The following is an 18,967-nucleotide window of genomic DNA, read 5'->3' as shown; positions in this document are numbered from 1 at the left end:
GCCGGGCGCCAACTGAGTCGTCCTTATATGAAGCATCGCCTCCTGATCTCCGTAGCCGTCGCTGCCCTGGTTGCCTCGTTGGCTCAGGCCCAGACCACGGTCAATCCCAAGGCCAAGGTCGACCCGAAGAACAACAAGGTCAGCAAGCCGGTCGTGGACAAGCCCAAGCCCGTGGCCGTCGTGATGTCGCGCTACCAGATTCGTGAATGCCAGGAAATCAACGAGCGAATCGAGTCCGAGGAACTGGCGCTGCCGCCGCTGATCAAGGCCTTTGACGAGCGTCAGGACGAGCTCAAGAAGGCCATGGACGACAGCAACAAGGCCACCGACGATTTCAACAAGATGGGCGCTACGCTGAATGACGACGTCGTTGGCTTGAACAAGGCCAACGAACTTCTCCTTCAGGAGCAGAAGGAAGGCAAGACCAAGAAGGATGAGATGCTCAAGAAGATCAAGGACTTCGATGAGCGTCGGATCGCCGTGCAAGCCCGCATCGACGACTACAACAAGCTCCGCGAGACCTTGCTGAAGAACAAGGCAGCGCTGGACGTCCGAGTCGGGCCGCACAATGAATCCAAGGTTGCCTTGAACGAGCGGATCGAAGCTCTGAAAGACGACAAGACCGATCACAAGGCCAAATGCGTCGGCAAGGAATACGAAGAAGCCGATTGGAAGGCTGTCGCGGCTGAACGAGCCAAGGCCAAGGCTGCTGCAGTCGCTGCATCGGCCGCCAAGTAAGCGCGCTTGCTGAGCTGGATCAAGCGGCGCCGGGAGGCGCCGCTTGAGCGTCCACTCGGCCGATGGCAGGATTCCGGTCAGGAGAGCGTACTGCCATGCGTGTCGGCATTCTGACGGGAGGGGGCGACTGCCCAGGCCTCAATGCAGTGATCAGGGCAGTCAGCCTTGCATTGATCGAGCAGCACGGTGCGGAGATCCTCGGCATTGAACGCGGCTTCCTCGGACTGATCGAAGGCCGGGTGCGCAAGCTGGACGCGGCGGGGGTGCGAGGCATCGTCAACGAAGGCGGCACCCTGCTGGGCACCCACAATCGCGCGGATCCCTTTCACTATTTCGGCGCAGGCGGCAGCGATGTGTCAGCGCGTGCAATTGAAACCTTGGATCGTGCTGGCGTCGATGCCCTGATCGCAATCGGAGGTGATGGCACGATGACCATCGCGGAGCGATTTGCGAGGCTTGGTGTTCCCGTCGTTGGCGTCCCCAAGACCATCGACAACGACGTTGCGCACAACGAGCGAAGTTTCGGCTTCGACAGCGCTGTTGCCGTCGTCGCCGAGGCGCTGGGCCGTCTCGAAACCACGGCGCGCAGCCACGGTCGCCTGATGGTTGTAGAAACCATGGGCCGGCACGCAGGCTGGATTGCGCTGGAAGGTGGGCTGGCTGGCGGCGCTGATGCAATGCTGTTGCCAGAACGGCCCTTTGATCCGGATGTCCTGGCGGCCCATTGCTTTGATCGATGTAGCCGGCAGGGCTTTGCATTGGTTTGTGTAGCCGAGGGTGCGCACGAACTTGGCGGCGAGCTGGTCCTCCAATCCGGTCCCGGCTCGGTCGAGCGGCTCGGCGGCGTGGGTCAGCGGGTGACCGAAGGACTTCAGCGCCGGCTCGGGGGAGACCTGGAAGTGCGCCATACCTTGCTCGGTCATCTGCAGCGCGGAGGCAACCCCACGGCATTCGACCGGGTTCTAGCCACCCGATTTGGTGTCCAAGCCGCGCGCATGGTGGTGGCGGGTGAATTTGGTCATATGGTTGCTTTGCAAGAGGGGCAGTGCCGTGCAGTCCCGCTGATCGACGTGGCTGGTCGCATGCGCCAGATCCCTGAAAGTCACGAGCTGCTCATTGCGGCCCATGATCTAGGTGTTTGCCTAGGTTGACGGGCTGGCGTCCGAGTCATTCGTCACTGCCAGCTGCAGTTCATCGCCCGATCCAGCCTCTGATCGCATGGTGCTGGAGCCTAGGGTTTGCCCTGGGCATGATTCGGTCCATCGCAGCAGAACAAAGACCCGCTGCACGGCTCAAGGAGGCCAATATGAACCGCATCTACTGCTACGACCGCTACGCCCAAGTCAAGCGCCTGGCCCTGGTGTTCGCCATCATGATCACGGCTGCTGGTGCCAGCGCCCTGACGGTCCACGCCGACCCGCAAGTGGCTCAGCTGCCGCGCGTCGAGATCACCGGCCAGAGCATCGAAACCCAGGTGGCCCGCGCTCGCGAGAACCAGACGGTGGCACAGTTGCCGCGCGTCGTGATCGACGGCCAGCGTACGCTGGACGGCCAGCGCGTCGCCGCCCGTTCGACCGCGGCGCAGTAAGGGCCTGCGGGCCTGACTATCATCGCGCCTGGCTGGAACAGGCGGATGCATGACCCAAGACGACAAGCAAGCCAGGATCGCCCTGGTGACCGGTGCAGGCAGTGGCATCGGCCGGGCCTGTTCGCTGGCGCTCGCTGAGGCAGGCTGGCAAGTGGTGCTCGCCGGTCGCCGGCTCGAAGCGCTGCAGAAGACCGCGGCGGCGGCCAGTCATCCGGCGAATTGCCTGCCGGTGGCGGCCGACGTCAGCCGACCGGAGGAAGTCAGGGCGCTGTTCGAGCGTGTGGAGGCCGACTACGGCCGGCTCGACCTGCTGTTCAACAACGCCGGACTCTTTGTGCCCTCGGTGCCCATCGACGAACTGCCCGTGGAGCAGTGGCGGACATCGGTGGACGTGAACCTGACTGGCAGCTTCCTCTGCGCCCAAGCCGCCTTCCGGCTGATGAAGAAGCAGTCGCCGCGTGGCGGTCGCATCATCAACAACGGGTCGATCTCGGCCCATGCGCCCCGACCCAATTCGGCTCCGTACACCGCCACCAAGCACGCGATCACCGGCCTGACCAAATCGCTGTCGCTGGACGGCCGGGCCTTCGACATTGCCTGCGGCCAGCTCGACATCGGCAATGCGCTGACCGACATGGCCAGGCCCATGACCCAGGGCGTGCGGCAGGCCAATGGCCAGATGGCGGTGGAGCCGACCATGGACTTGAAGCAGGTGGCCGATGCGCTGCTCTGCATGGCCTCGATGCCGCTTTCGGCCAATGTCCAGTTCATGACCGTCATGGCCACGGCCATGCCCTTCGTCGGCCGCGGCTGACGCCTGCTCTCCTCCATTTCAAAGAAAGCCATGTCCGGAATCTTCTCCCTGCTGTTGCGCATCCTGCTGACGGTCTTCACCCTGGTCTTCGTGGTCGGCCTGGTGCTGGTGGCCCTCGTGACCATGTTCGTGCTGCTGGTCTGGAGCCTGGTGCGCGGCCGCCGTCCGACTATCGACATGGGCCGCTTCCGTCGCGCTACCCAGTACCGCCCGGGAGGCAGTACACGCCAGCCCGTCGGCGATGTGGTCGATGTGGAGGCGCGGGAAGTGCCGGGCTCTGGAGCGCCCCGGCTGGAGTAGTCCGGATTACCAGCGCTTGCTGGTCAGCTCGGCCAGGATCTCGCCGTAGATGCGATAACGCGAGTTGCTGATCGCGCCGCTGTCCACCGCGGCTCGAACACCGCAGCCCGGCTCGTGCTGGTGCGTGCAGTTGTAGAAACGGCAGTCGCTCGCATGAGCTCGCAGGTCGGGCATCAGCAGCGGTAGCTGCTGCGGATCGATCTGGCGCAGGCCGAACTCCTGGAAGCCTGGTGAATCGATCAGCGCTGTCCGGCGTTCGGTGTCCACCCAGTACCACTGCGTCGTGGTGGTCGTATGGCGGCCGGAGTTCAGGGCCTGGGAGATGTCGCCGACCTGGGCCTGGGCATCGGGGATCAGCAGATTGATCAGGGTGCTCTTGCCCGTGCCGCTGGGGCCGAGCACGAAGGTGCGCTTGTCCTGCAGCCAGGGCAGTAGCAGGGCGCTGGAGGCTTGCGGATCCGCTCGAAGCGCCACTTCCATCACCTCGAGGCCCATGGCGCGGTAAGGCGCCAGCCGTTCGCGCGCCGCGTTGGCGCCGGGCAAGTCGGTCTTGTTCAGCGCGATGCGGGTGGTGATGCCGGCGCTCTCGGCCGCGATCAGCGCTCGGCTCAGCTGGCTCTCACTGAACACCGGCTCCACCGCGACCAGGACCAGCAGCTGGTCCAGGTTGGCAGCAAAGCTCTTGGTCTTCCACTCGTCCTGGCGGAACAGCAGATTGCGGCGCGGCTCGACCGCCTCGATCACGCCTTCGTCACCGGTCTCGGCCCAGCGCACCTGGTCGCCGACCACGCAGTCGCTCTTCTTGCCGCGCGGGTGGCAGACACGGCGCCGGCCTTCGCTGTCTTCGACGATGTAGTGGCGGCCATGGCCGCGCACGACCAGGCCCAGATCCAGGTCCGAGTGCCGGACGCTCATTCGCCGGTGGCCTCCGGCAGCGCGCTGACCTGGGCCGCGCAGATGAAGTCATTGGCGGTCAGGCCGCCGGCCGAATGGGTGCTGTAGCTCACCGTGCAAGCGGAGTAGCCGACCAGCATCTCGGGATGGTGGTCCTGCGCATGGGCGATCTCGGCCACGGCATCGACGAAGGCCATCACCTGGTAGAAATTCTCGAAGCCGAAGCGGCGGGCAATCAGCTTGCGGTCCGGGTCGGGCATCCAGCCCGGCACTTGCGCCAGCCAGGTGTCCAGCTGGGCGGCGGCGATCGCATCACGCCGGGGTTCGCAGCGGGCGAACAGCAGGTCGGGAATGGGGCTCATCGTGCTTGCAGCGCCGCCAGGCGTTCACTGGCGGGCGGATGGGAGTAGTAGAAGCGGGCGAACACCGGGTCGGGCGTCAGCGTGCCGGCATTGTCCTCGTGCAGCTTCAGCAGGGCCGAGGCCAGGTCGGCGCCGCTGCTCTGGGCCCGTGCATAGGCATCGGCCTCGAACTCATGCTTGCGCGACAGCCGGCTGCCCAGCGGCGTGAAGAAGAAGCCGAACACCGGCAACGCCAGCATGAACAGCAGCAGGGCGATGGCATTGTTGGGGGCCGCCAGATTCGGCTGCACGCCCAGACCCAGGTAGAAGCCCATCTGCGTGGTCAGCCAGCCCAGCAGGGCAAAGCCGGCCAGGCTCAAGGCGAACATCGAGACCATGCGCTTGAGCACATGCTTGTGCTTGAAGTGGCCGAGCTCATGGGCCAGCACGGCCTCAACCTCGCCCGGGGCCAGCCGCTCCAGCAGCGTGTCGAAGAAGACCACCCGCTTGGCCGCGCCCAGGCCGGTGAAATAGGCATTGCCATGGCCAGAGCGGCGGCTTCCGTCCATCACGAAAAGGCCCTTGGAGGCAAAGCCGCAGCGCGCCATCAGGCCTTCGACGCGGGCCTTCAGGGCTTCGTCCGCCAGCGGCTGGAACTTGTTGAACAGCGGTGCGATCACCGTCGGGTACAGAACCAGGATCAGGAGGTTGAAACCCATCCAGGCGCTCCAGGCCCACAGCCACCACCAAGGTCCGGCCGCCTGCATCAGCCAAAGGATCAGCGCGGCGATGGGCAGGCCGATCAGGGCGCCGACCAGCAGGCTCTTGGCCATGTCGGCGAAGAACAGGCGCAGCGTCATCCGGTTGAAGCCGAACTGCTGTTCGATGCGGAACGTATTCCAGAGCTCGAACGGCAGTTCGAGCACCATGCCTATCAAGGCGAACACCGCCAGCAGGGCCAACTGGTAGCCCAGCATGCCCAGCGGTTCGGCCGCCCAGCCATAGACCCAGGCGTTCAGCAGGCCCAGGCCGCCGAGCAAGGTCCATCCCAGCAGCAGGGTGCTGTCCCAGGCCAGGGCCAGCAGGCCGAAGCGGCCGCGCGCCACGGTGTAGTCGGCAGCCTTCTGGTGTGCGTCCAGCGGCACCTTGCTCGAGAACGGCTCCGGGACGCGGTCGCGGTGCTGCATCACGTGGCGCATCTGGCGGCTGGACAGCCAGAACTTCAGGGCCAGGCTGAGGATCAGGGCCACGGCGAACAGCAGGCTGAGCAGCGAGGCGGACAGGGCGGGCAGGGGAAAAATGCTGGAGGGCATGGGTGGCAAGTGTAGGGCTGCGACAATGCCGGACCTCAGTCCGGCATTGGCTTCAATCACAATGCGCGGCCCCATTCTGTGAAGCAACAAGGATTCCCATGAGCAGCCCGGACAGCCCGAGCGCCACGCTGGCCATCAGCGACAGCAACCTGATCTGGATCGACCTGGAGATGACCGGCCTGTTCCCGGACAAGGACCGCATCATCGAGATCGCCGTCGTCGTGACCGATCCGCAGCTGAGCGTGCGCGTCGAAGGCCCGGTGTTCGCCATCCACCAGAGCGACGCCACGCTTGATGCGATGGACAACTGGAACAAGGGCACGCACGGCAAGAGCGGCTTGATCGACCGGGTCAAGGCCTCGACCATCACCGAGGACGAGGCCGTGGCCCAGACCATCGCCTTCCTCAAGCAGTACGTGCCGGCCGGCAAGTCGCCCATGTGCGGCAACAGCATCTGCCAGGACCGCCGCTTCCTGGCCAACTACATGCCCAAGCTGGAAGACTTCTTCCACTACCGCAACCTCGACGTTTCCACGCTCAAGGAGCTGGCCAAGCGCTGGAAGCCCGGCATCCTGGACGGCTTCAAGAAGGCGCAAGCCCACACGGCCCTGGCCGACATCCACGAATCCATCGACGAGTTGGCCTACTACCGCGAACATTTCCTGAGCCTGTAGATCGCGACGCCATGAGTGCAGCGCACCGCCCCGAGGAGCTCTGGGCGGCCTTCGACTTCCCACGCCATCCGCTGTCCCGCGAGGACGGAGAACGGGTGCGCGGCGCCTTCTATGGGCCGCCGTTGCGCTGGCTGCGTGCCACAAATGCCGGCCAGGTGCTTGCTGTGCTGGCGGAGGCGGAGAGTGCCGCACGCGCTGGTGCCTGGGTGCTGGGGGGGCTGCGCTACGAAGCGGCGCCGGCCTTTGATGCAGCGCTGAGGACCCAACCGGCCAAGCAGGCGCTGGTCGAGTTCGCGGTCTACGAACAAGCCCCCGAGGCCTGGCCCGATTCCGACTCCAAAGGCACAGGACTGCTGGACTGGCATGACACCCAGCTCGACGCCGACGAAGCCAGCCAGATCGAGACCGTGCGGGAGTACATCCGCAGCGGCGACTGCTACCAGGTCAATCTGACCACGCGGGTCCGGGCCGCCCAGGCGGCACCAGACCTGGGCCGGGCCTTCCTGGCCTTGCATGGCAGCCAGCCGGGCGGCTTCTCGCTGTTCCTGCGCGAGGCCGGCGTGGCCAGTGTCTCGCCCGAGCTGTTCTTCGACTGGCGCCCTTTGCCCGAAGGTCCGCGCACCTGGCTGCTGGCGGCCCAGCCCATGAAGGGCACGGCCGCCCGCGGACGCGACGTGGTCGAGGACGAGGCGGCCCAAGCCTATCTGCGCACCAGCGAGAAGGAGCGGGCCGAGAACCTGATGATCGTCGACCTGCTGCGCAACGACATGGGCCGCATCGCGGCCCTGGGCTCGGTGCGCGTGCCGCGCTTGTTCGAGCTGCATGCGCTGCCAACGGTCTGGCAGATGACCTCGACGGTGACGGCCGTCACGCGGGCCGGCACGCAGTTGGCCGATGTGTTCGCAGCGTTGTTCCCCTGCGGCTCGGTCACGGGCGCGCCCAAGATCCGGGCGATGCAAATCATCGAGGAGCTGGAGCCGGCTGCGCGCGGCTGGTATTGCGGTGCCCTGGGGCTGATTCAGCCGGGCGGCATCGCCACCTTCAATGTGCCTATCCGCACCGTCGAGCAGGATGAGGCGGGCCTGCGCTGTGGCATCGGCAGCGCGATCACGCTGGACTCGTCGGCCGAGGCCGAGATCGCCGAATGGCGGGCCAAGATGCGCTTCCTGCGCAGGGCCGAGGCGCCGATTGCGGCACTGGAGACCCTGCGCCTGGAAGGCGGGCAGTTCGTGCGCTTGGGCGGACACCTGGCGCGGCTACAGCGCACCGCCCAGCACTTCGGCATCCGCATGTCGGCTTCGCGGGTGCGCGAGGCGCTGAATGCCATTGCAGTCTCGCATCCCGAGGGCGTGTGGCGTGTGAGGCTGACCGTTGGTGTCGACGGGCAGCCGAACATCGAGGCCCAGCCCTTGGGCGATACCGCGCTGCCGTTGCAACTCGCACTCGCGCCTGCCGCCATTGAGACCGAAGGCGCGGCTGCCGAGTTCATCCAGCACAAGACCACGCGTCGCGAACTCTATGAGGCCCTGGCGACGACCAAGCCGGCTGGCGTCTTCGACCTGCTGCTCTGGAACCAGCGCAGCGAACTGACCGAATGCACGATAGGCAATATTGCGCTGCTTATCGACAACCGCTGGCTCACCCCTGCGCGCGAGGCGGGCCTGCTGCCTGGCGTGCTGCGCGAGGAGCTGCTGGCCCAGGGCCGCATCGCCGAGGCGCGGCTGACCGTTTCAGACTTGAGCCGGGCCCAGCGCCTGGCCTTCTTCAACAGCTTGCGGGGCTGGTGCCCGGCCGAGCTGCTGCCTGCTACTCCGAAAGCTTCCTGACACCCGATTCCCACGCCAGTGCATTCGCGCTGCGCTTCACCGAACCCCATCCATGGCCACCACGACCAAGAGCCGCCGCAAGGCGGAAGCCCCTGCTGTTGCCGACGAGGCAACATGCCCCCCAACGACCGAAGCCGTTCCCCAAGAATTGAGCAAGCCTGCTCGCAAGCGGGCACCCGCCCGCAAGAAGGCTGCCGAGCCGGTTGCCGAGATGGCAACCGAGCCAGCCGTGGCCAAGAAGCCTGCGGCCAGGAAGACCGCTCCGAAAAAGGCCGCTGCACCGCGCGCCCGCAAGCAGGCGGCACCTCGTTTTGTGATCGTCGGCAGGCCAGAAGTCGGCCTGCTTGGCGACTACCGCGTCAGCGATTCTGAAACGGCATCGGTCTTGGCGCTGCGAGTCCGCTCCGCCAGGCCTGGTGGCTATCGATGCAATTGCGCGTCTTTCATGTCCAGCGAAGACGGTAGCTGCGAACACGGCCGCTTCCTGGTTGAGCAGATCGGCGAGCAGGCTCTCAACGACGCTCAGGCGCCCGCGTACAGCGAACTATGGTTGGCCGAAGGCCTGCAGCGCCTGGTGTGCTGGCGGGCCGGCAGCTCGGCGCCGCAGGCCCTGATCGATGCTGCTGAGGCTCTGTTCGATGCCGAAGCTCGCCTGGATCCCGAACGATCGCAGGGGCTCGACGCCTTGCTGGGTCTGGCGGCCGAACTGGGCCATGAGCTGCGGGTGGAGGCCGAGGTCTGGGCCCAGCTCGCCCATGGGGCGGAAGCGCGGGAGCGCCTGGTGCGCTTGGAGTCCGCCTTGCGTGATCAGGTCGAGCTGCAGACGCTGGCCGGCCTGGCGCGTCCGCTTCCGGAGTACCAGTGGGAAGCCGTGCTGTTCGCCCTGTGCGCGGGCCGCTCGCTGATCGCCGACGACCTGGCCCTCGGCCACCGTGCGACCGCGATTGCAGTCATCGCTCTGAGCCGCAAACTCTTTGGCCTTGGGCCCGTCGTGGTGCTGGCGCCGTTGGACCGCCATCAGGCCTGGCGCGATGAGATGTCGGGCTTGCTCGGCACCTGGCCCGAAGATGTGCAGTTGTTGCAGCGGGACCAGGCGCCCTTGGCGGATGCCGAGCTGCTCATCGTCGATGGTGTCCAGCATCTTGAGAGCGTCCCTGACTTGCCGACGCCGCAGCTCCTGCTGCTGGCCGACCGCGAGCTGCTGGGCGAGCCGCTGCTGGGCTCGCTGCTTGAATGGCTGGACCCGCATCGCCGCGGACCGCAGGCCGCCTGGCAACGCGAGACCTCCACGGCTGGCAAGCGCCTGCAACGCGAGTTGTTGCAGAGCGTCATGCTGAGCCGCCGAAAGCGTGATTTGCAGCCGCGCTTGCCCGCCACGATGGAGCAGGAATTGCGCCTTGATGCCGAGGTCGAACTGGATCAAACGGCGCTGGCCCAACTCCGCCAAGCCATGCTGCGCTGGCAACGATCCCAATACCTGGCCTCCGGCGAGCAGCCGGCGCTGCTGCAGGCCCTGCAGAAGCTGCGACTGGCCTCCAGCGCTCCCGAGGCTCTGGCGGCCAAGGCGCAGCGAATGCTGAGCCTGCTTGCCAACTTGGTGCCGGCCAGCGCTCAGCGCGTCGCCGTCTTCGCCCAGCAAGACGCTACGGCCGTCACCTTGGCCGAAGCGCTGCGCGCCGAAGGGCTGGCGGTTGCCACCCTCTTGAAGGCTGATGCCGCCGAGGCGCGGGCCGAGCAGCTGTCGCAATGGCATGGGGATGCGGGCCTGGTGCTGGTGGCGGTCGATGCCGCCTGCCAGGGCCTGGACCTGGTCCACGAGCAGGCGGCCCTGGTCCACGCCGATCTGCCCTGGAATCCGGCATTGCTGGCGGCGCGTGCCGACCGTATCAATGGTGTGCAAGGCCGTGCCTTGCCGGTCTTCAAGCTGCTGGTGGAGCAGGGCTTTGATGCGGCCCAGTTGGCCGCCCAGCAAGGCCAGGCCGGCCTGCCGTCGGCAACCCTGGACCATGACGCCTCGGCACGGCCCTTTCTTGCCGCTGCCGAGCTGGCGCCGCTGATGACGGCCGTCGAAAAGGCCCTGGGCGTCCTAGGCGGCGCGTGAGCGAAGCGCCCGCAGCAGCGCCGCCACCTCGGCGTCCGGTCGGGCCGGCAGCTTGCGGTAGCAGGCGCCGTCCGGCGTGCGCTCCAGCAGCTTCATGTTGACCAGCTCGCGCCGTAGCGTGCAGTGGTCGCCGAAGTTGTGGCGGCTGTTGAGGATCTCGTTGACCTCGCGCTCGGTGTAGGGGCGTTTGGCATCGAAGGCCATCCACAGGGCCCAGAGCGCCTGGCGCTGCACGCTGTACTTGGTCGGCCAGCGGGCCAGGCGTCCGCGCTCGTCGAACTGGCGCAGTGCCCGGTCGGCGGTCTCGCTGAGGCCGGGGTCGCGAGGGCCGCGCAGCGGGGCTGCCCGCTGGCGCTCCGGGATGTAGCGCTGGCCGGGACTGCCGGTGGCGGCCAAGGCCTTGAGCGCCTGCAGATTGCGATGGCCGGCCGCCCGGGCCAGCATGTTCATCAGGCTCAGGTGGCTGGGCATTTCGGCCGGGGCGAGTTCGGCCAGTTGCTTGCGCAACGACTTGGCGAACGAGGAAAGGTCCTGCACCGGGCAGGCGATCAGTTCACGGGGCATGGGTGTTGCACTCCATAGCGTCGTGCGCCGCACAGAGAGCTGTCGTCACAACAGCGGCTGGGCTTGCCGGCTTGCAGCCTGGGCGGCGCGGCGACTTCCGCGTGACCGTTTCCAGGAACAGGGTGTGGCAGGTTTAGCTCGCGGCCTGGGGCCGCGCGGCAAGGCCTGGGTGAACTGCCGACCGGGGCGCAGTATAGGCAGGGCGGCCCCGAAACGGTCGCAAGTCACGCCATCCCGGGCTCGAGGGGCCGGGGGCTTGTCCGTAAAAACCCTAGCTGTTATAGTCGCGCCCCTGTTGCGGTGCACAAGTCATTTCTTGGATCGCAACTTTCGTACGTCTCCTCTGACCTCGTTCAGGCCGCAGGTACTTTCTCTTCACGAGAAGCAGCCGGTCGCACTGGACACCTTCGGGTTCGGTCGGCGGCGATGCCGTCGCTTTGACTGTTCCCCCGGCGCCACCGCCAAGCCTTGCCTTGGCGATCGACGCGAGCTTGTCTCCCAGCGACTTCACTGAGTTCGACCCAATTCTTTTTGCGGGGTCGGGCACTGCTTTGTGTTGAAGAAAGAATTCCGCATGTCGTTCGAAAATCTGGGCCTGCATGAGGCCCTGCTGCGCGCTACCAAGGACTCCGGCTACGAGACCGCCACTGAAGTCCAGGCGCAGGCCATCCCCGAAGGCCTGGCCGGCAAGGACCTGATGGTCAGCTCGCGCACCGGCTCGGGCAAGACCGCCTCCTTCATCCTGCCGGCCCTGCAGAAGGTGCTGGAATCGCGCGGTGACAACACCAAGCGTCGCGAGAAGGGCAAGATCTACGGCCCCAAGATCCTGGTGCTGGCTCCCACCCGTGAGCTGGCCATGCAGGTCTCCAAGGCCGCCCAGACCTACGGCCGCCATGTGCAGGGCCTGCGTGTGGCCACGGTGCTGGGCGGCATGCCCTATCCGCTGCAGATCCGCCAGTTGACCGGTCCCCTGGACATCCTGATCGCCACGCCGGGCCGCCTGCTGGACCACCTGGCCAGCGGCAAGTGCGTGCTCGAGAATGTCGAGATGCTGGTGCTGGACGAAGCTGACCGCATGCTGGACATGGGCTTCATCGACGACATCCAGACCGTGGTCTCGCACATTCCCGCGACCCGTCAGACCGTGATGTACAGCGCCACGTTCGCTGGCCATGTCGGCCGCCTGGCGCACGACCTGCTGCGCGACCCGCTGCGCATCGACGTGGCTTCGCATACCGACACCCACGAAAGCATCACCCAGCGTCTGCACTGGGCTGACAACAACAACCACAAGGACCAGCTGCTGGAAGCCCTGCTGGCCGCGCCCGAGCTGGACCAGGCCGTGGTCTTCACCAGCACCCAGCGCGATGCCGACTGGCTGGCCGAGCGCCTGCACGAGATCGGCCACGCCGTGGCTCCGCTGCACGGCGGCATGCCGCAAGGCAAGCGCAACCGCGTGCTGATGGCCCTGCGCCGCCGCGAGCTGCGCGTGCTGGTTGCCACCGACGTGGCCGCCCGCGGCATCGACGTGCCCACCATCACCCACGTGATCAACTACGGCCTGCCGATGAAGGCCGAGGACTATGTGCACCGCATCGGCCGTACCGGCCGTGCCGGCCGCGAAGGCCTGGCCGTGACGCTGGCAACCCGCGACGACGTGTCCATGATTCGCCGCATCCAGCAGTTCACCACCCAGCAGATCCCGGTCGCCCAGGTGCCCGGCCTCGAGCCCAAGACGCAAGAACCGCGCATCTTCCCGCCGCGTCCGGCCGGCGAGCGTGGCCACTTCGAAGACCGTCGCCCGGGCTTCGGCTTCAAGGGTGACAAGCGTTTCGGCAGCAAGCCCTTCCACCGCGACGGCGGCCGCCCGCGCTTCGAGCAGCGCGATGGCCAGCCGCAAGGCGGCGGCAAGGCCTTCGGTCGCGAGATCGGCCAGCAAGGCCGCCGCGAGGACTACGGCTTCCGTGCGACCGAGCCGCGTTTCGACGACCGCCGTCCGTTCGAGCGCAACGAGCAGCAGCGCGGCTTCGACCGCAACGAGCGCAGCTTCGACCGTGGCAATGAGCAGCGCAGCTTCGACCGCGGCAACGACCGTGGCTTCGCGCCGCGCGGCGACAAGCCGGCCTTCGGTGGCAAGCCCTCGTTCGGCGGCAAGCCCTCGTTCCAGCGTGAAGGCGGCGACCGTCCTTCCTTTGGTGGCGAGCGCCGCGGCCCTGGCGGTCCGGGCAAGCGTCCGGGTGCACCGCAGGGCGGCGCCCCGCGCCGTGGCGGCTTCGGCCGCTGATCGCTCAGCCCGCTGATCAAGAGCCCACTTCGGTGGGCTTTTTCGTTTCCAATCCCACCCCATGCGCAAGAACGGGACCCTCAGCCAGTGGGACGACGCCAAGGGCTATGGCTTCATCACGCCCGAGGGCGGAGGCGGCAGGCTTTTCGTCCACATCAAGGCCTTCGGCCTGCGGCCGCGTCGGCCCTTCGTGGGCGAGCGCCTGAGCTTCGAGCCGGGCGAGGACGGCCAGGGCAAGGCGAGAGCGCTCAAGGTCAAGAGCCTGGAGCCGCGGCCGGCTCCGGTCACGCCGCCGCCAGGCGCACGCTCCAACGACAAGGGCGATATCTCGATAGGCCTGGTGCCCGGCTTCGCCGCGCTGCTGCTGGCCTGCCATCTGCTGTGGCCGCTGCCTCAGGGGCTATGGGGCTTCTACATGGCGATGAGCATGGCGACCTTCATCGTCTACGGCCTCGACAAGCGCGCCGCCCGGCTCAACGGCTGGCGGGTCAAGGAGGCGACGCTGCATGGCCTGGCCCTGGCCTGTGGTTGGCCGGGTGCCTTGCTGGCGCAATCCATCTTCAGGCACAAGAGCGTCAAGCCCAGCTTTCGCCGCTGGTTCTGGCTGACTGTGCTGCTGAACCTGCTGGCCTTCGCCTGGGTCTTCACACCGCTCGGTATCGGTCCCTGGCAGCGGCTCTGGGCTTGAACGGGTTCAGGCCTGGGCAACCAGCTCGCCCAGCCCCTGGAACCGGACCACGACCCGCTCGCCCGGCCTGAGCGGCAGATTTCCGGTCCATGAGCCGGTGGTGACCACCGTGCCGGCGGCCAGTGACGCACCGTCGCGAGTGGCGTGGCGCAGCCAGTGCTGCAGCAGCCAGGACGGGTCGTCCATCGCGTGGCGGCCGGCGACCGGAGTCTGGTAGCCGATGCTGATTTCGCAGGCCTGGTTCGCCCAGTCCCTCTTCGAGTCCACGGCCAGCCAGGGCCCTACCAGGAGGGCTGCGTGCGACTGCAGATCGGCCTGGCGCAGTTCGGCCGGCGCCTGACCGCCTTGCTGCCAGCGCGAGGCGGTCAGCTCGATGGCCACGGCCATGCCGTCGCAGAGGGCGAGGGCCGCGGCCTGGTCGAGCGTGGCCGCCATCTCGGCCGTCACACGGCGGCTCAGCCGGAAAGCGACCTCGGCTTCCACGCCACAAAAAGGCAACCAAAACTCGCTAACGTCAATGCTGTGCCCCTGCCTCAGCCAGCGACGGGGCAAGGGCGAATGGCCGAGCCGCGCCGCATCCCGTGCCGGTCCGCCGGACTTCCAGCAGGCCGGCCCCGTCTCCATGCGGTCGATGGCACGCACCACAGCTTGCTGCGCCTTGGACTGTTCCAGTGCATCGGGCAAGGCCCAGCCTTCGCAGTCCAGCGGCAGGCGCCGCGCATGGGCCCCAATCAAGGCTTCGGCCAGCTTGGCTGCGGTCATTCAGCGGACCTGCAGCAGTTCGCAGCGCTTGCTCTCGCCCGGGCGCGGATCGGTGCCAAAGCTCTCGTTGTTGCACGCGATGCCGTTGTTGGCCTCGCGGTAGACATAGCGGCCCTCGGCGCCATAGCGCAGCATGCCCGGTCCGCGGAAGCTGCAGTAGCCGCCTTCGCGGGCGCATTGGCTCCAGGGCAGGCCGCTGTTGCCGGCGTTGCTGTTGCCCTGAGGGCCGTCATTGCGGCGATAGGCGCATTGCTTGGCGATGCCCGGGCTGGGGTCGCCGAACACGCCGTTGTTGCAGGCGATGCCGCCGTTGCCGGCTTGGTGTTCGGCATAGCGGCCGTCCGCGCCATAGCGGACCTTGACCGAACCCGAGACGCGGCAGTAGTCACCTTCGCTGGCGCAGACCACCCAGTCGCGGTCTGCATTGCCGCCCCACCAGGTCCTGTAGCTGGAATGCTGGCGCCAGCCACTAGAGAGTTCGCAGCGCTTGCGAACACCTTGCAGCGGGTCGGAGCCGAAGGTGTCGACCGTGCAGGCCTGGGCATCACGCATCACCTTGAAGGCATAGCTGCCGTTGGCGCCGAAGCGCACCAGCACCTCGCCCTTGACCCGGCAGGTCTGGCCTTCTTCGGCGCAGGGGGTCCAGTCGCTCTGGGCGCGGGCGGGCAGGGCGGTCAAGGCCAGCAGGGCCAGAAACAGGGCAGGCAATTTCATAGGGAGCTCCTCTTGGATAGCCGCGGCAACGGGCGAGTTCATCGAAGCGTTGACGCGGGTGTTTGGGACGCATTGTGCGGCCCGCGCGCGGGCGCGAAACAGAGTGGCAACAGGCGGGTGATGTAATGAATCGTGACCAAGCTGCAAGCCCGCCGCCGCCTGCCGGCACCCTCCTTCGCCCCAATCCTGTCGACGCTCAAGGCCGTGATTGTTTCGCTGGTCCTGGGCCTGAATGCACAGGCCCAAACCCCAGCGGATCCGCCGCCCGCCCAGCCTCCCAAACCTGCCGCATCGGCCCCTGCGCCGGCAGCGGCAGCAGCCTCGGCGGCGCTGCAGACCATGCCTCGGGTCGAGGTCAGCGGTCCGGCCGAGACCGATGAATCGAACCGCCGCCGCCAGTCGGCCGCGATGTCGGTCTATGGCCGCGAGGAACTGGACCGCCAGGGCGACATCGACGTGACCGATGTGCTCAAGCGCCTGCCCGGCGTGTCCATGGATGGCGGCTCGCCGCGCCTGCGCGGCCTGGGCGGCGGCTACACCAAGGTGCTGATCAACGGCGAGGATGCGCCGCCCGGTTTCTCGCTGGACACGCTGGCGCCCGGCGACGTGGAGCGCATCGAGGTGGTCAAGGGCGCGACCGCCGAGTTCCCCGGCGTGGCCGGAACGATCAACATCGTGCTGCGTGAGCCGCCGCGTTCGCGCAGCCGCGAATGGCGGGGCGGCATCAACTACCGTGCGGTGCAGCCCGGTGGCAGCCAGGCCCTGCAGTGGGGCGACCGCATCGATGGCTTCTCCTTCGTCGTGCCGGTCAGCGTCTCGCGCTCGGCCCAGGGCACGGAGTACGACAGCGACCGCATCTCGCGCACGCCGGCCGGCGAGATCCAGGAACAGCTGATCCACGGCGAGGACGTGGGCCGCGGCAGCAACGGCCAGATCGCGCCGCGGCTGCAGTGGAAGCTGAACGACCTGGACACGCTGACCGCCGGCGCCTTCTACCAGCACAACAAGTCGCGCAGCCACAGCCAGCGCGACTTCGCCACGCTGCAGGGCACACCCTGGCTGACGGTGCTGGACGGCTCGCAGACCCTCGGCGAGAGCGATGTCAGCCGCGCCAATGCCCAGTGGCAGCACAAGTTCAAGGAAGGCGGCAAGTTCGAGATCAAGGCCTCCTGGCAGGACACCGATCGCACCACGCTGGGCCACTATGAGTCGCAACGCGCCGACGGCAGCCGCCTCGTGATGCGCGACTCGCGCACCGAGTTCGAGGAGTCGCGCAGCCTGGTCGGCGGCCGCTGGAACCAGCCGCTGGGCGAGACCCATACCCTGGTCGCCGGCATCGACATGGAGGCTCGCGAACGCTACGAGCTGCGGCGCGTCTGGGACTTCGGCATCGAGCGCCAGGACAGCGCCACCGGCATTCCCTTTGCCGCCGACATTGCCCGCACGGCGGTCTTCATGCAGGACGAATGGACGATAGACGAGCGCTGGTCGGTGCTGCCCGGCGTGCGGGTCGAACAGGTGCGCACCCGCTCCAGCGACGGCAGCGGACCGATCAACAACCTGGCCCGTGTGACCACGCCGGTGCTGCACCTGAACTACCGCTTCGACCCCAAGGGCCGCGACCAGATCCGCGCCAGCGTCACGCGCAGCTTCAAGCTGCCCGACCTGAACGCCCTGGTGGCCCGCTACGTGGTCAACGGCAACTACGAGCGCAACGAGACCAACACGCCGATTGCGGCCGACCGGGCCGGCAATCCGCTGCTCAAGCCCGAGCTGTCCGGCGGCCTGGACCTGGCCTACGAGCATTACCCGGCGGCCGGTGGCGTGTTCAGCGTGGGCATGTTCTTCCGCCGCATCGACGGCCTGACCCGCCAGCGCATTGCGCTGGAGCAGAACCCGGCGCCGGGCGTGGTCGATGCACCGCGCTGGGTCTCGCGGCCGGTCAACCTGGGCCGGGCCACGACCATGGGCCTGGAGATGGAGGTCAAGGGCCGCGGCGAGGACTGGCTGCCCTGGTTCTTCAAGCGTGGCCGCGACAGCGGCCTGCAGATGCGGGCTGCGTTCAATCTCTACCGCTCCAAGGTCGAGCAGGTCGAGGGGCCGGACAACCGCCTGGAATCGCAGCCGCCCTGGCTGGCCAATATGGGCTTCGACTACCGGCTGCCGAGGCAGTACGCGGCCTGGACCGTCGGCGCCAGCCTGGTGATGCAGCCGGGCTACCGCACGATACAGACCGACCGTCAGATCGCGCAGCGCGCGGCGGTGCGAAACATGGACGCCTTCGTCTCCTGGCGCATGGACCGCATGACCCAGTTCCGGCTCGGCCTGTCCAACATCCTGGCGGCCGACAACGTGGCCAGCAGCCGCGTGGTGGACCTGGACGGCTTCTCGGCCGGCAGCACCACCCGGCGCAATACGCTGCGGGCGATCAACGCGTCCTGGGTGCTGCGTTTCTGAGTGCCTGTGATCGCGGACAATCGCGGCTTTTCCGAATTCACCGGTCCTGATCCATGAGCGACACCGCCAAGCCTGAACTGCCCGACCACCTCTCGGTCGATCCGCGCAGCCCGCACCACAACGCAGCCGTGTTCGAGCACGACGTCGGCATCCGCTTCAACGACGCCGAGCGCTTCGACGTCGAGGAATACTGCATCAGCGAAGGCTGGATCAAGGTGCCGGTCGGCCGCAAGGTGGACCGCAAGGGCCGCCCGCTGACGATCAAGCTCAAGGGCAAGGTCGAGGCTTTCTACAAGGGCTGATGGCCGGGGATCGCCGCGTGCCGACGCGCCTTGCCTTTGCCATCGGCCTGCTGGCGGCCTGCACGCTGGCCCGCGCCGAGGTGAGCGAATCCGAGGAGAGGGAAACCTACCCGGTGCGTCAGTCCGGCTCGCAGTCGCTGCTGGAGGCAGTCAATGCCGCCACGCCAATCCTGATTGAAGGCAAACGGTTCCACGGCTACACAGCCTGGGACATGGGCTGGCGCTACCGCTACCAGCGCCAGACTGATGGCCGTTGCGCATTGGCGCAGATTCAGACAAGGCTGAGCGTGAAGATCACGCTGCCCGAACTGGTCGAGGCCGACGAGGCGGCGCGGGCGCTGTTCGACAAGTACCTGCCGGCGCTGACCCTGCATGAGGAAGGCCATCGCGACATCGTCCGCGAAGTGGTTCGGAAGCTGGATGCCGGTCTGCAGGAAATTCCGCAGCAGGCCAGCTGCGAGGCGCTGAAGGAAGAGATCGACCGCGTAGGCCAGGCCATGGTGGCCGAGGCCCGCCGCCAGGGCAGCCGCTACGACGCGGCCACCCGGCATGGCTGCACCCAGGGGGCCTGCCTGCCGAGCCGCCCCTAGTTCCGGTTCTGCGCTTG

19 protein-coding genes are annotated in these 18,967 nt (G+C 67.2%); 13 read left to right on the top strand and 6 right to left on the bottom strand.

Annotated features, from left to right (window positions below):
- Positions 1-27: 27 nt before the first annotated feature.
- The 5 genes from QT382_RS05900 to QT382_RS05880 all read left to right on the top strand — a co-directional run bounded on the left by QT382_RS05900 (position 28) and on the right by QT382_RS05880 (position 3,440).
- Positions 28-738, top strand: coding sequence for a hypothetical protein (locus QT382_RS05900; RefSeq protein ID WP_289253105.1), 711 nt, complete (start codon positions 28-30; stop codon positions 736-738).
- Positions 739-833: 95 nt separating this feature from the next.
- Positions 834-1,889 (top strand): 6-phosphofructokinase, encoded by a 1,056-nt coding sequence (locus QT382_RS05895; protein WP_289253104.1) that lies wholly within the window; start codon positions 834-836, stop codon positions 1,887-1,889.
- Between the two features lie 155 nt (positions 1,890-2,044).
- Positions 2,045-2,326: a hypothetical protein gene (locus QT382_RS05890; protein WP_289253103.1), complete on the top strand. Its 282-nt coding sequence runs from the start codon at positions 2,045-2,047 to the stop codon at positions 2,324-2,326.
- Positions 2,327-2,375: 49 nt separating this feature from the next.
- Positions 2,376-3,140 carry an SDR family oxidoreductase gene (locus tag QT382_RS05885; RefSeq protein WP_289253102.1) on the top strand — a complete coding sequence of 255 codons (765 nt, stop codon included), beginning with the start codon at positions 2,376-2,378 and terminating at the stop codon, positions 3,138-3,140.
- Between the two features lie 30 nt (positions 3,141-3,170).
- Positions 3,171-3,440: a hypothetical protein gene (locus tag QT382_RS05880; protein WP_289253101.1), complete on the top strand. Its 270-nt coding sequence runs from the start codon at positions 3,171-3,173 to the stop codon at positions 3,438-3,440.
- 6 nt (positions 3,441-3,446) lie between these two features.
- Here the strand turns inward: QT382_RS05880 and rsgA are convergent, their stop codons facing one another.
- The 3 genes from rsgA to QT382_RS05865 are packed head-to-tail and all read right to left on the bottom strand — an operon-like array spanning position 3,447 to position 5,988.
- Entirely contained in the window at positions 3,447-4,355 is a 909-nt protein-coding gene (gene rsgA / locus QT382_RS05875) for a ribosome small subunit-dependent GTPase A (RefSeq protein ID WP_289253100.1), read from the bottom strand.
- A complete protein-coding gene (locus tag QT382_RS05870; RefSeq protein ID WP_289253099.1) occupies positions 4,352-4,696 on the bottom strand; it encodes a 4a-hydroxytetrahydrobiopterin dehydratase in 345 nt (114 codons plus the stop codon). The genes rsgA and QT382_RS05870 overlap by 4 nt, the downstream gene beginning before the upstream one ends.
- Positions 4,693-5,988 (bottom strand): M48 family metallopeptidase, encoded by a 1,296-nt coding sequence (locus tag QT382_RS05865; RefSeq protein WP_502929824.1) that lies wholly within the window; start codon positions 5,986-5,988, stop codon positions 4,693-4,695. Before QT382_RS05865 ends, QT382_RS05870 begins: the two co-directional genes overlap by 4 nt.
- 98 nt (positions 5,989-6,086) lie before the next feature.
- Between QT382_RS05865 and orn the strand changes: the two genes are divergently transcribed.
- The 3 genes from orn (at position 6,087) to QT382_RS05850 (ending at position 10,589) form a co-directional block, all read left to right on the top strand.
- A complete protein-coding gene (gene orn / locus QT382_RS05860; RefSeq protein WP_289253098.1) occupies positions 6,087-6,662 on the top strand; it encodes an oligoribonuclease in 576 nt (191 codons plus the stop codon).
- A gap of 11 nt (positions 6,663-6,673) precedes the next feature.
- The gene (locus tag QT382_RS05855; protein ID WP_289253097.1) at positions 6,674-8,488 is read left to right on the top strand and encodes a chorismate-binding protein; all 1,815 of its coding nucleotides are present in this window, start codon (positions 6,674-6,676) and stop codon (positions 8,486-8,488) included.
- Between the two features lie 445 nt (positions 8,489-8,933).
- The gene (locus QT382_RS05850) at positions 8,934-10,589 is read left to right on the top strand and encodes a helicase-related protein (protein WP_289253096.1); all 1,656 of its coding nucleotides are present in this window, start codon (positions 8,934-8,936) and stop codon (positions 10,587-10,589) included.
- Here QT382_RS05850 and QT382_RS05845 read toward each other — a convergent pair.
- A complete protein-coding gene (locus QT382_RS05845; RefSeq protein ID WP_289253095.1) occupies positions 10,575-11,153 on the bottom strand; it encodes a DUF2087 domain-containing protein in 579 nt (192 codons plus the stop codon). The genes QT382_RS05850 and QT382_RS05845 overlap by 15 nt on opposite strands.
- Positions 11,154-11,727: 574 nt before the next feature.
- Here QT382_RS05845 and QT382_RS05840 point away from each other — a divergent pair.
- Positions 11,728-13,437 (top strand): DEAD/DEAH box helicase, encoded by a 1,710-nt coding sequence (locus tag QT382_RS05840; RefSeq protein ID WP_289253094.1) that lies wholly within the window; start codon positions 11,728-11,730, stop codon positions 13,435-13,437.
- Positions 13,438-13,498: 61 nt separating this feature from the next.
- Positions 13,499-14,125 carry a DUF1294 domain-containing protein gene (locus tag QT382_RS05835; protein ID WP_289253093.1) on the top strand — a complete coding sequence of 209 codons (627 nt, stop codon included), beginning with the start codon at positions 13,499-13,501 and terminating at the stop codon, positions 14,123-14,125.
- 6 nt (positions 14,126-14,131) lie between these two features.
- On the opposite strand, the gene QT382_RS05830 is transcribed toward QT382_RS05835, so the two are convergent.
- Positions 14,132-14,887, bottom strand: a complete 756-nt coding sequence (locus tag QT382_RS05830; RefSeq protein ID WP_289253092.1) for a fumarylacetoacetate hydrolase family protein — start codon at positions 14,885-14,887, stop codon at positions 14,132-14,134.
- A complete protein-coding gene (locus QT382_RS05825; protein WP_289253091.1) occupies positions 14,888-15,601 on the bottom strand; it encodes a hypothetical protein in 714 nt (237 codons plus the stop codon). It lies immediately after the preceding gene.
- A gap of 132 nt (positions 15,602-15,733) precedes the next feature.
- Between QT382_RS05825 and QT382_RS05820 the strand changes: the two genes are divergently transcribed.
- Genes QT382_RS05820 through QT382_RS05810 form a run of 3 tightly spaced genes read left to right on the top strand, consistent with a single transcriptional unit; the run spans position 15,734 to position 18,950 of the window.
- Positions 15,734-18,058: a TonB-dependent receptor plug domain-containing protein gene (locus tag QT382_RS05820; protein ID WP_289253090.1), complete on the top strand. Its 2,325-nt coding sequence runs from the start codon at positions 15,734-15,736 to the stop codon at positions 18,056-18,058.
- 53 nt (positions 18,059-18,111) lie between these two features.
- Positions 18,112-18,360, top strand: coding sequence for a DUF3297 family protein (locus QT382_RS05815; RefSeq protein ID WP_289253089.1), 249 nt, complete (start codon positions 18,112-18,114; stop codon positions 18,358-18,360).
- Between the two features lie 17 nt (positions 18,361-18,377).
- Positions 18,378-18,950, top strand: a complete 573-nt coding sequence (locus QT382_RS05810) for a DUF922 domain-containing protein (RefSeq protein ID WP_289253088.1) — start codon at positions 18,378-18,380, stop codon at positions 18,948-18,950.
- Positions 18,951-18,967: the final 17 nt, after the last annotated feature.

Origin of the sequence: Pelomonas sp. SE-A7 (assembly GCF_030345705.1) — a bacterium.
Classification (GTDB): domain Bacteria; phylum Pseudomonadota; class Gammaproteobacteria; order Burkholderiales; family Burkholderiaceae_C; genus JAUASW01.
The sequence above is the reverse complement of the archived record's forward strand: the minus strand, read 5'-3'. Positions and strand labels throughout refer to the sequence as shown.

What these genes read in the sequence shown, in the direction of transcription:
- QT382_RS05840 (WP_289253094.1), top strand. Translation starts at nt 11,728, where the DNA reads ATGTCGTTCGAAAATCTGGGCCTGCATGAGGCCCTGCTGCGCGCTACC.
- QT382_RS05825 (WP_289253091.1), bottom strand. Translation starts at nt 15,601, where the DNA reads ATGAAATTGCCTGCCCTGTTTCTGGCCCTGCTGGCCTTGACCGCCCTG.
- QT382_RS05815 (WP_289253089.1), top strand. Translation starts at nt 18,112, where the DNA reads ATGAGCGACACCGCCAAGCCTGAACTGCCCGACCACCTCTCGGTCGAT.
- QT382_RS05885 (WP_289253102.1), top strand. Translation starts at nt 2,376, where the DNA reads ATGACCCAAGACGACAAGCAAGCCAGGATCGCCCTGGTGACCGGTGCA.
- QT382_RS05880 (WP_289253101.1), top strand. Translation starts at nt 3,171, where the DNA reads ATGTCCGGAATCTTCTCCCTGCTGTTGCGCATCCTGCTGACGGTCTTC.
- QT382_RS05870 (WP_289253099.1), bottom strand. Translation starts at nt 4,696, where the DNA reads ATGAGCCCCATTCCCGACCTGCTGTTCGCCCGCTGCGAACCCCGGCGT.
- QT382_RS05830 (WP_289253092.1), bottom strand. Translation starts at nt 14,887, where the DNA reads ATGACCGCAGCCAAGCTGGCCGAAGCCTTGATTGGGGCCCATGCGCGG.
- orn (WP_289253098.1), top strand. Translation starts at nt 6,087, where the DNA reads ATGAGCAGCCCGGACAGCCCGAGCGCCACGCTGGCCATCAGCGACAGC.
- QT382_RS05890 (WP_289253103.1), top strand. Translation starts at nt 2,045, where the DNA reads ATGAACCGCATCTACTGCTACGACCGCTACGCCCAAGTCAAGCGCCTG.
- QT382_RS05845 (WP_289253095.1), bottom strand. Translation starts at nt 11,153, where the DNA reads ATGCCCCGTGAACTGATCGCCTGCCCGGTGCAGGACCTTTCCTCGTTC.
- QT382_RS05895 (WP_289253104.1), top strand. Translation starts at nt 834, where the DNA reads ATGCGTGTCGGCATTCTGACGGGAGGGGGCGACTGCCCAGGCCTCAAT.
- rsgA (WP_289253100.1), bottom strand. Translation starts at nt 4,355, where the DNA reads ATGAGCGTCCGGCACTCGGACCTGGATCTGGGCCTGGTCGTGCGCGGC.
- QT382_RS05865 (WP_502929824.1), bottom strand. Translation starts at nt 5,988, where the DNA reads ATGCCCTCCAGCATTTTTCCCCTGCCCGCCCTGTCCGCCTCGCTGCTC.
- QT382_RS05900 (WP_289253105.1), top strand. Translation starts at nt 28, where the DNA reads ATGAAGCATCGCCTCCTGATCTCCGTAGCCGTCGCTGCCCTGGTTGCC.
- QT382_RS05855 (WP_289253097.1), top strand. Translation starts at nt 6,674, where the DNA reads ATGAGTGCAGCGCACCGCCCCGAGGAGCTCTGGGCGGCCTTCGACTTC.
- QT382_RS05835 (WP_289253093.1), top strand. Translation starts at nt 13,499, where the DNA reads ATGCGCAAGAACGGGACCCTCAGCCAGTGGGACGACGCCAAGGGCTAT.
- QT382_RS05850 (WP_289253096.1), top strand. Translation starts at nt 8,934, where the DNA reads ATGTCCAGCGAAGACGGTAGCTGCGAACACGGCCGCTTCCTGGTTGAG.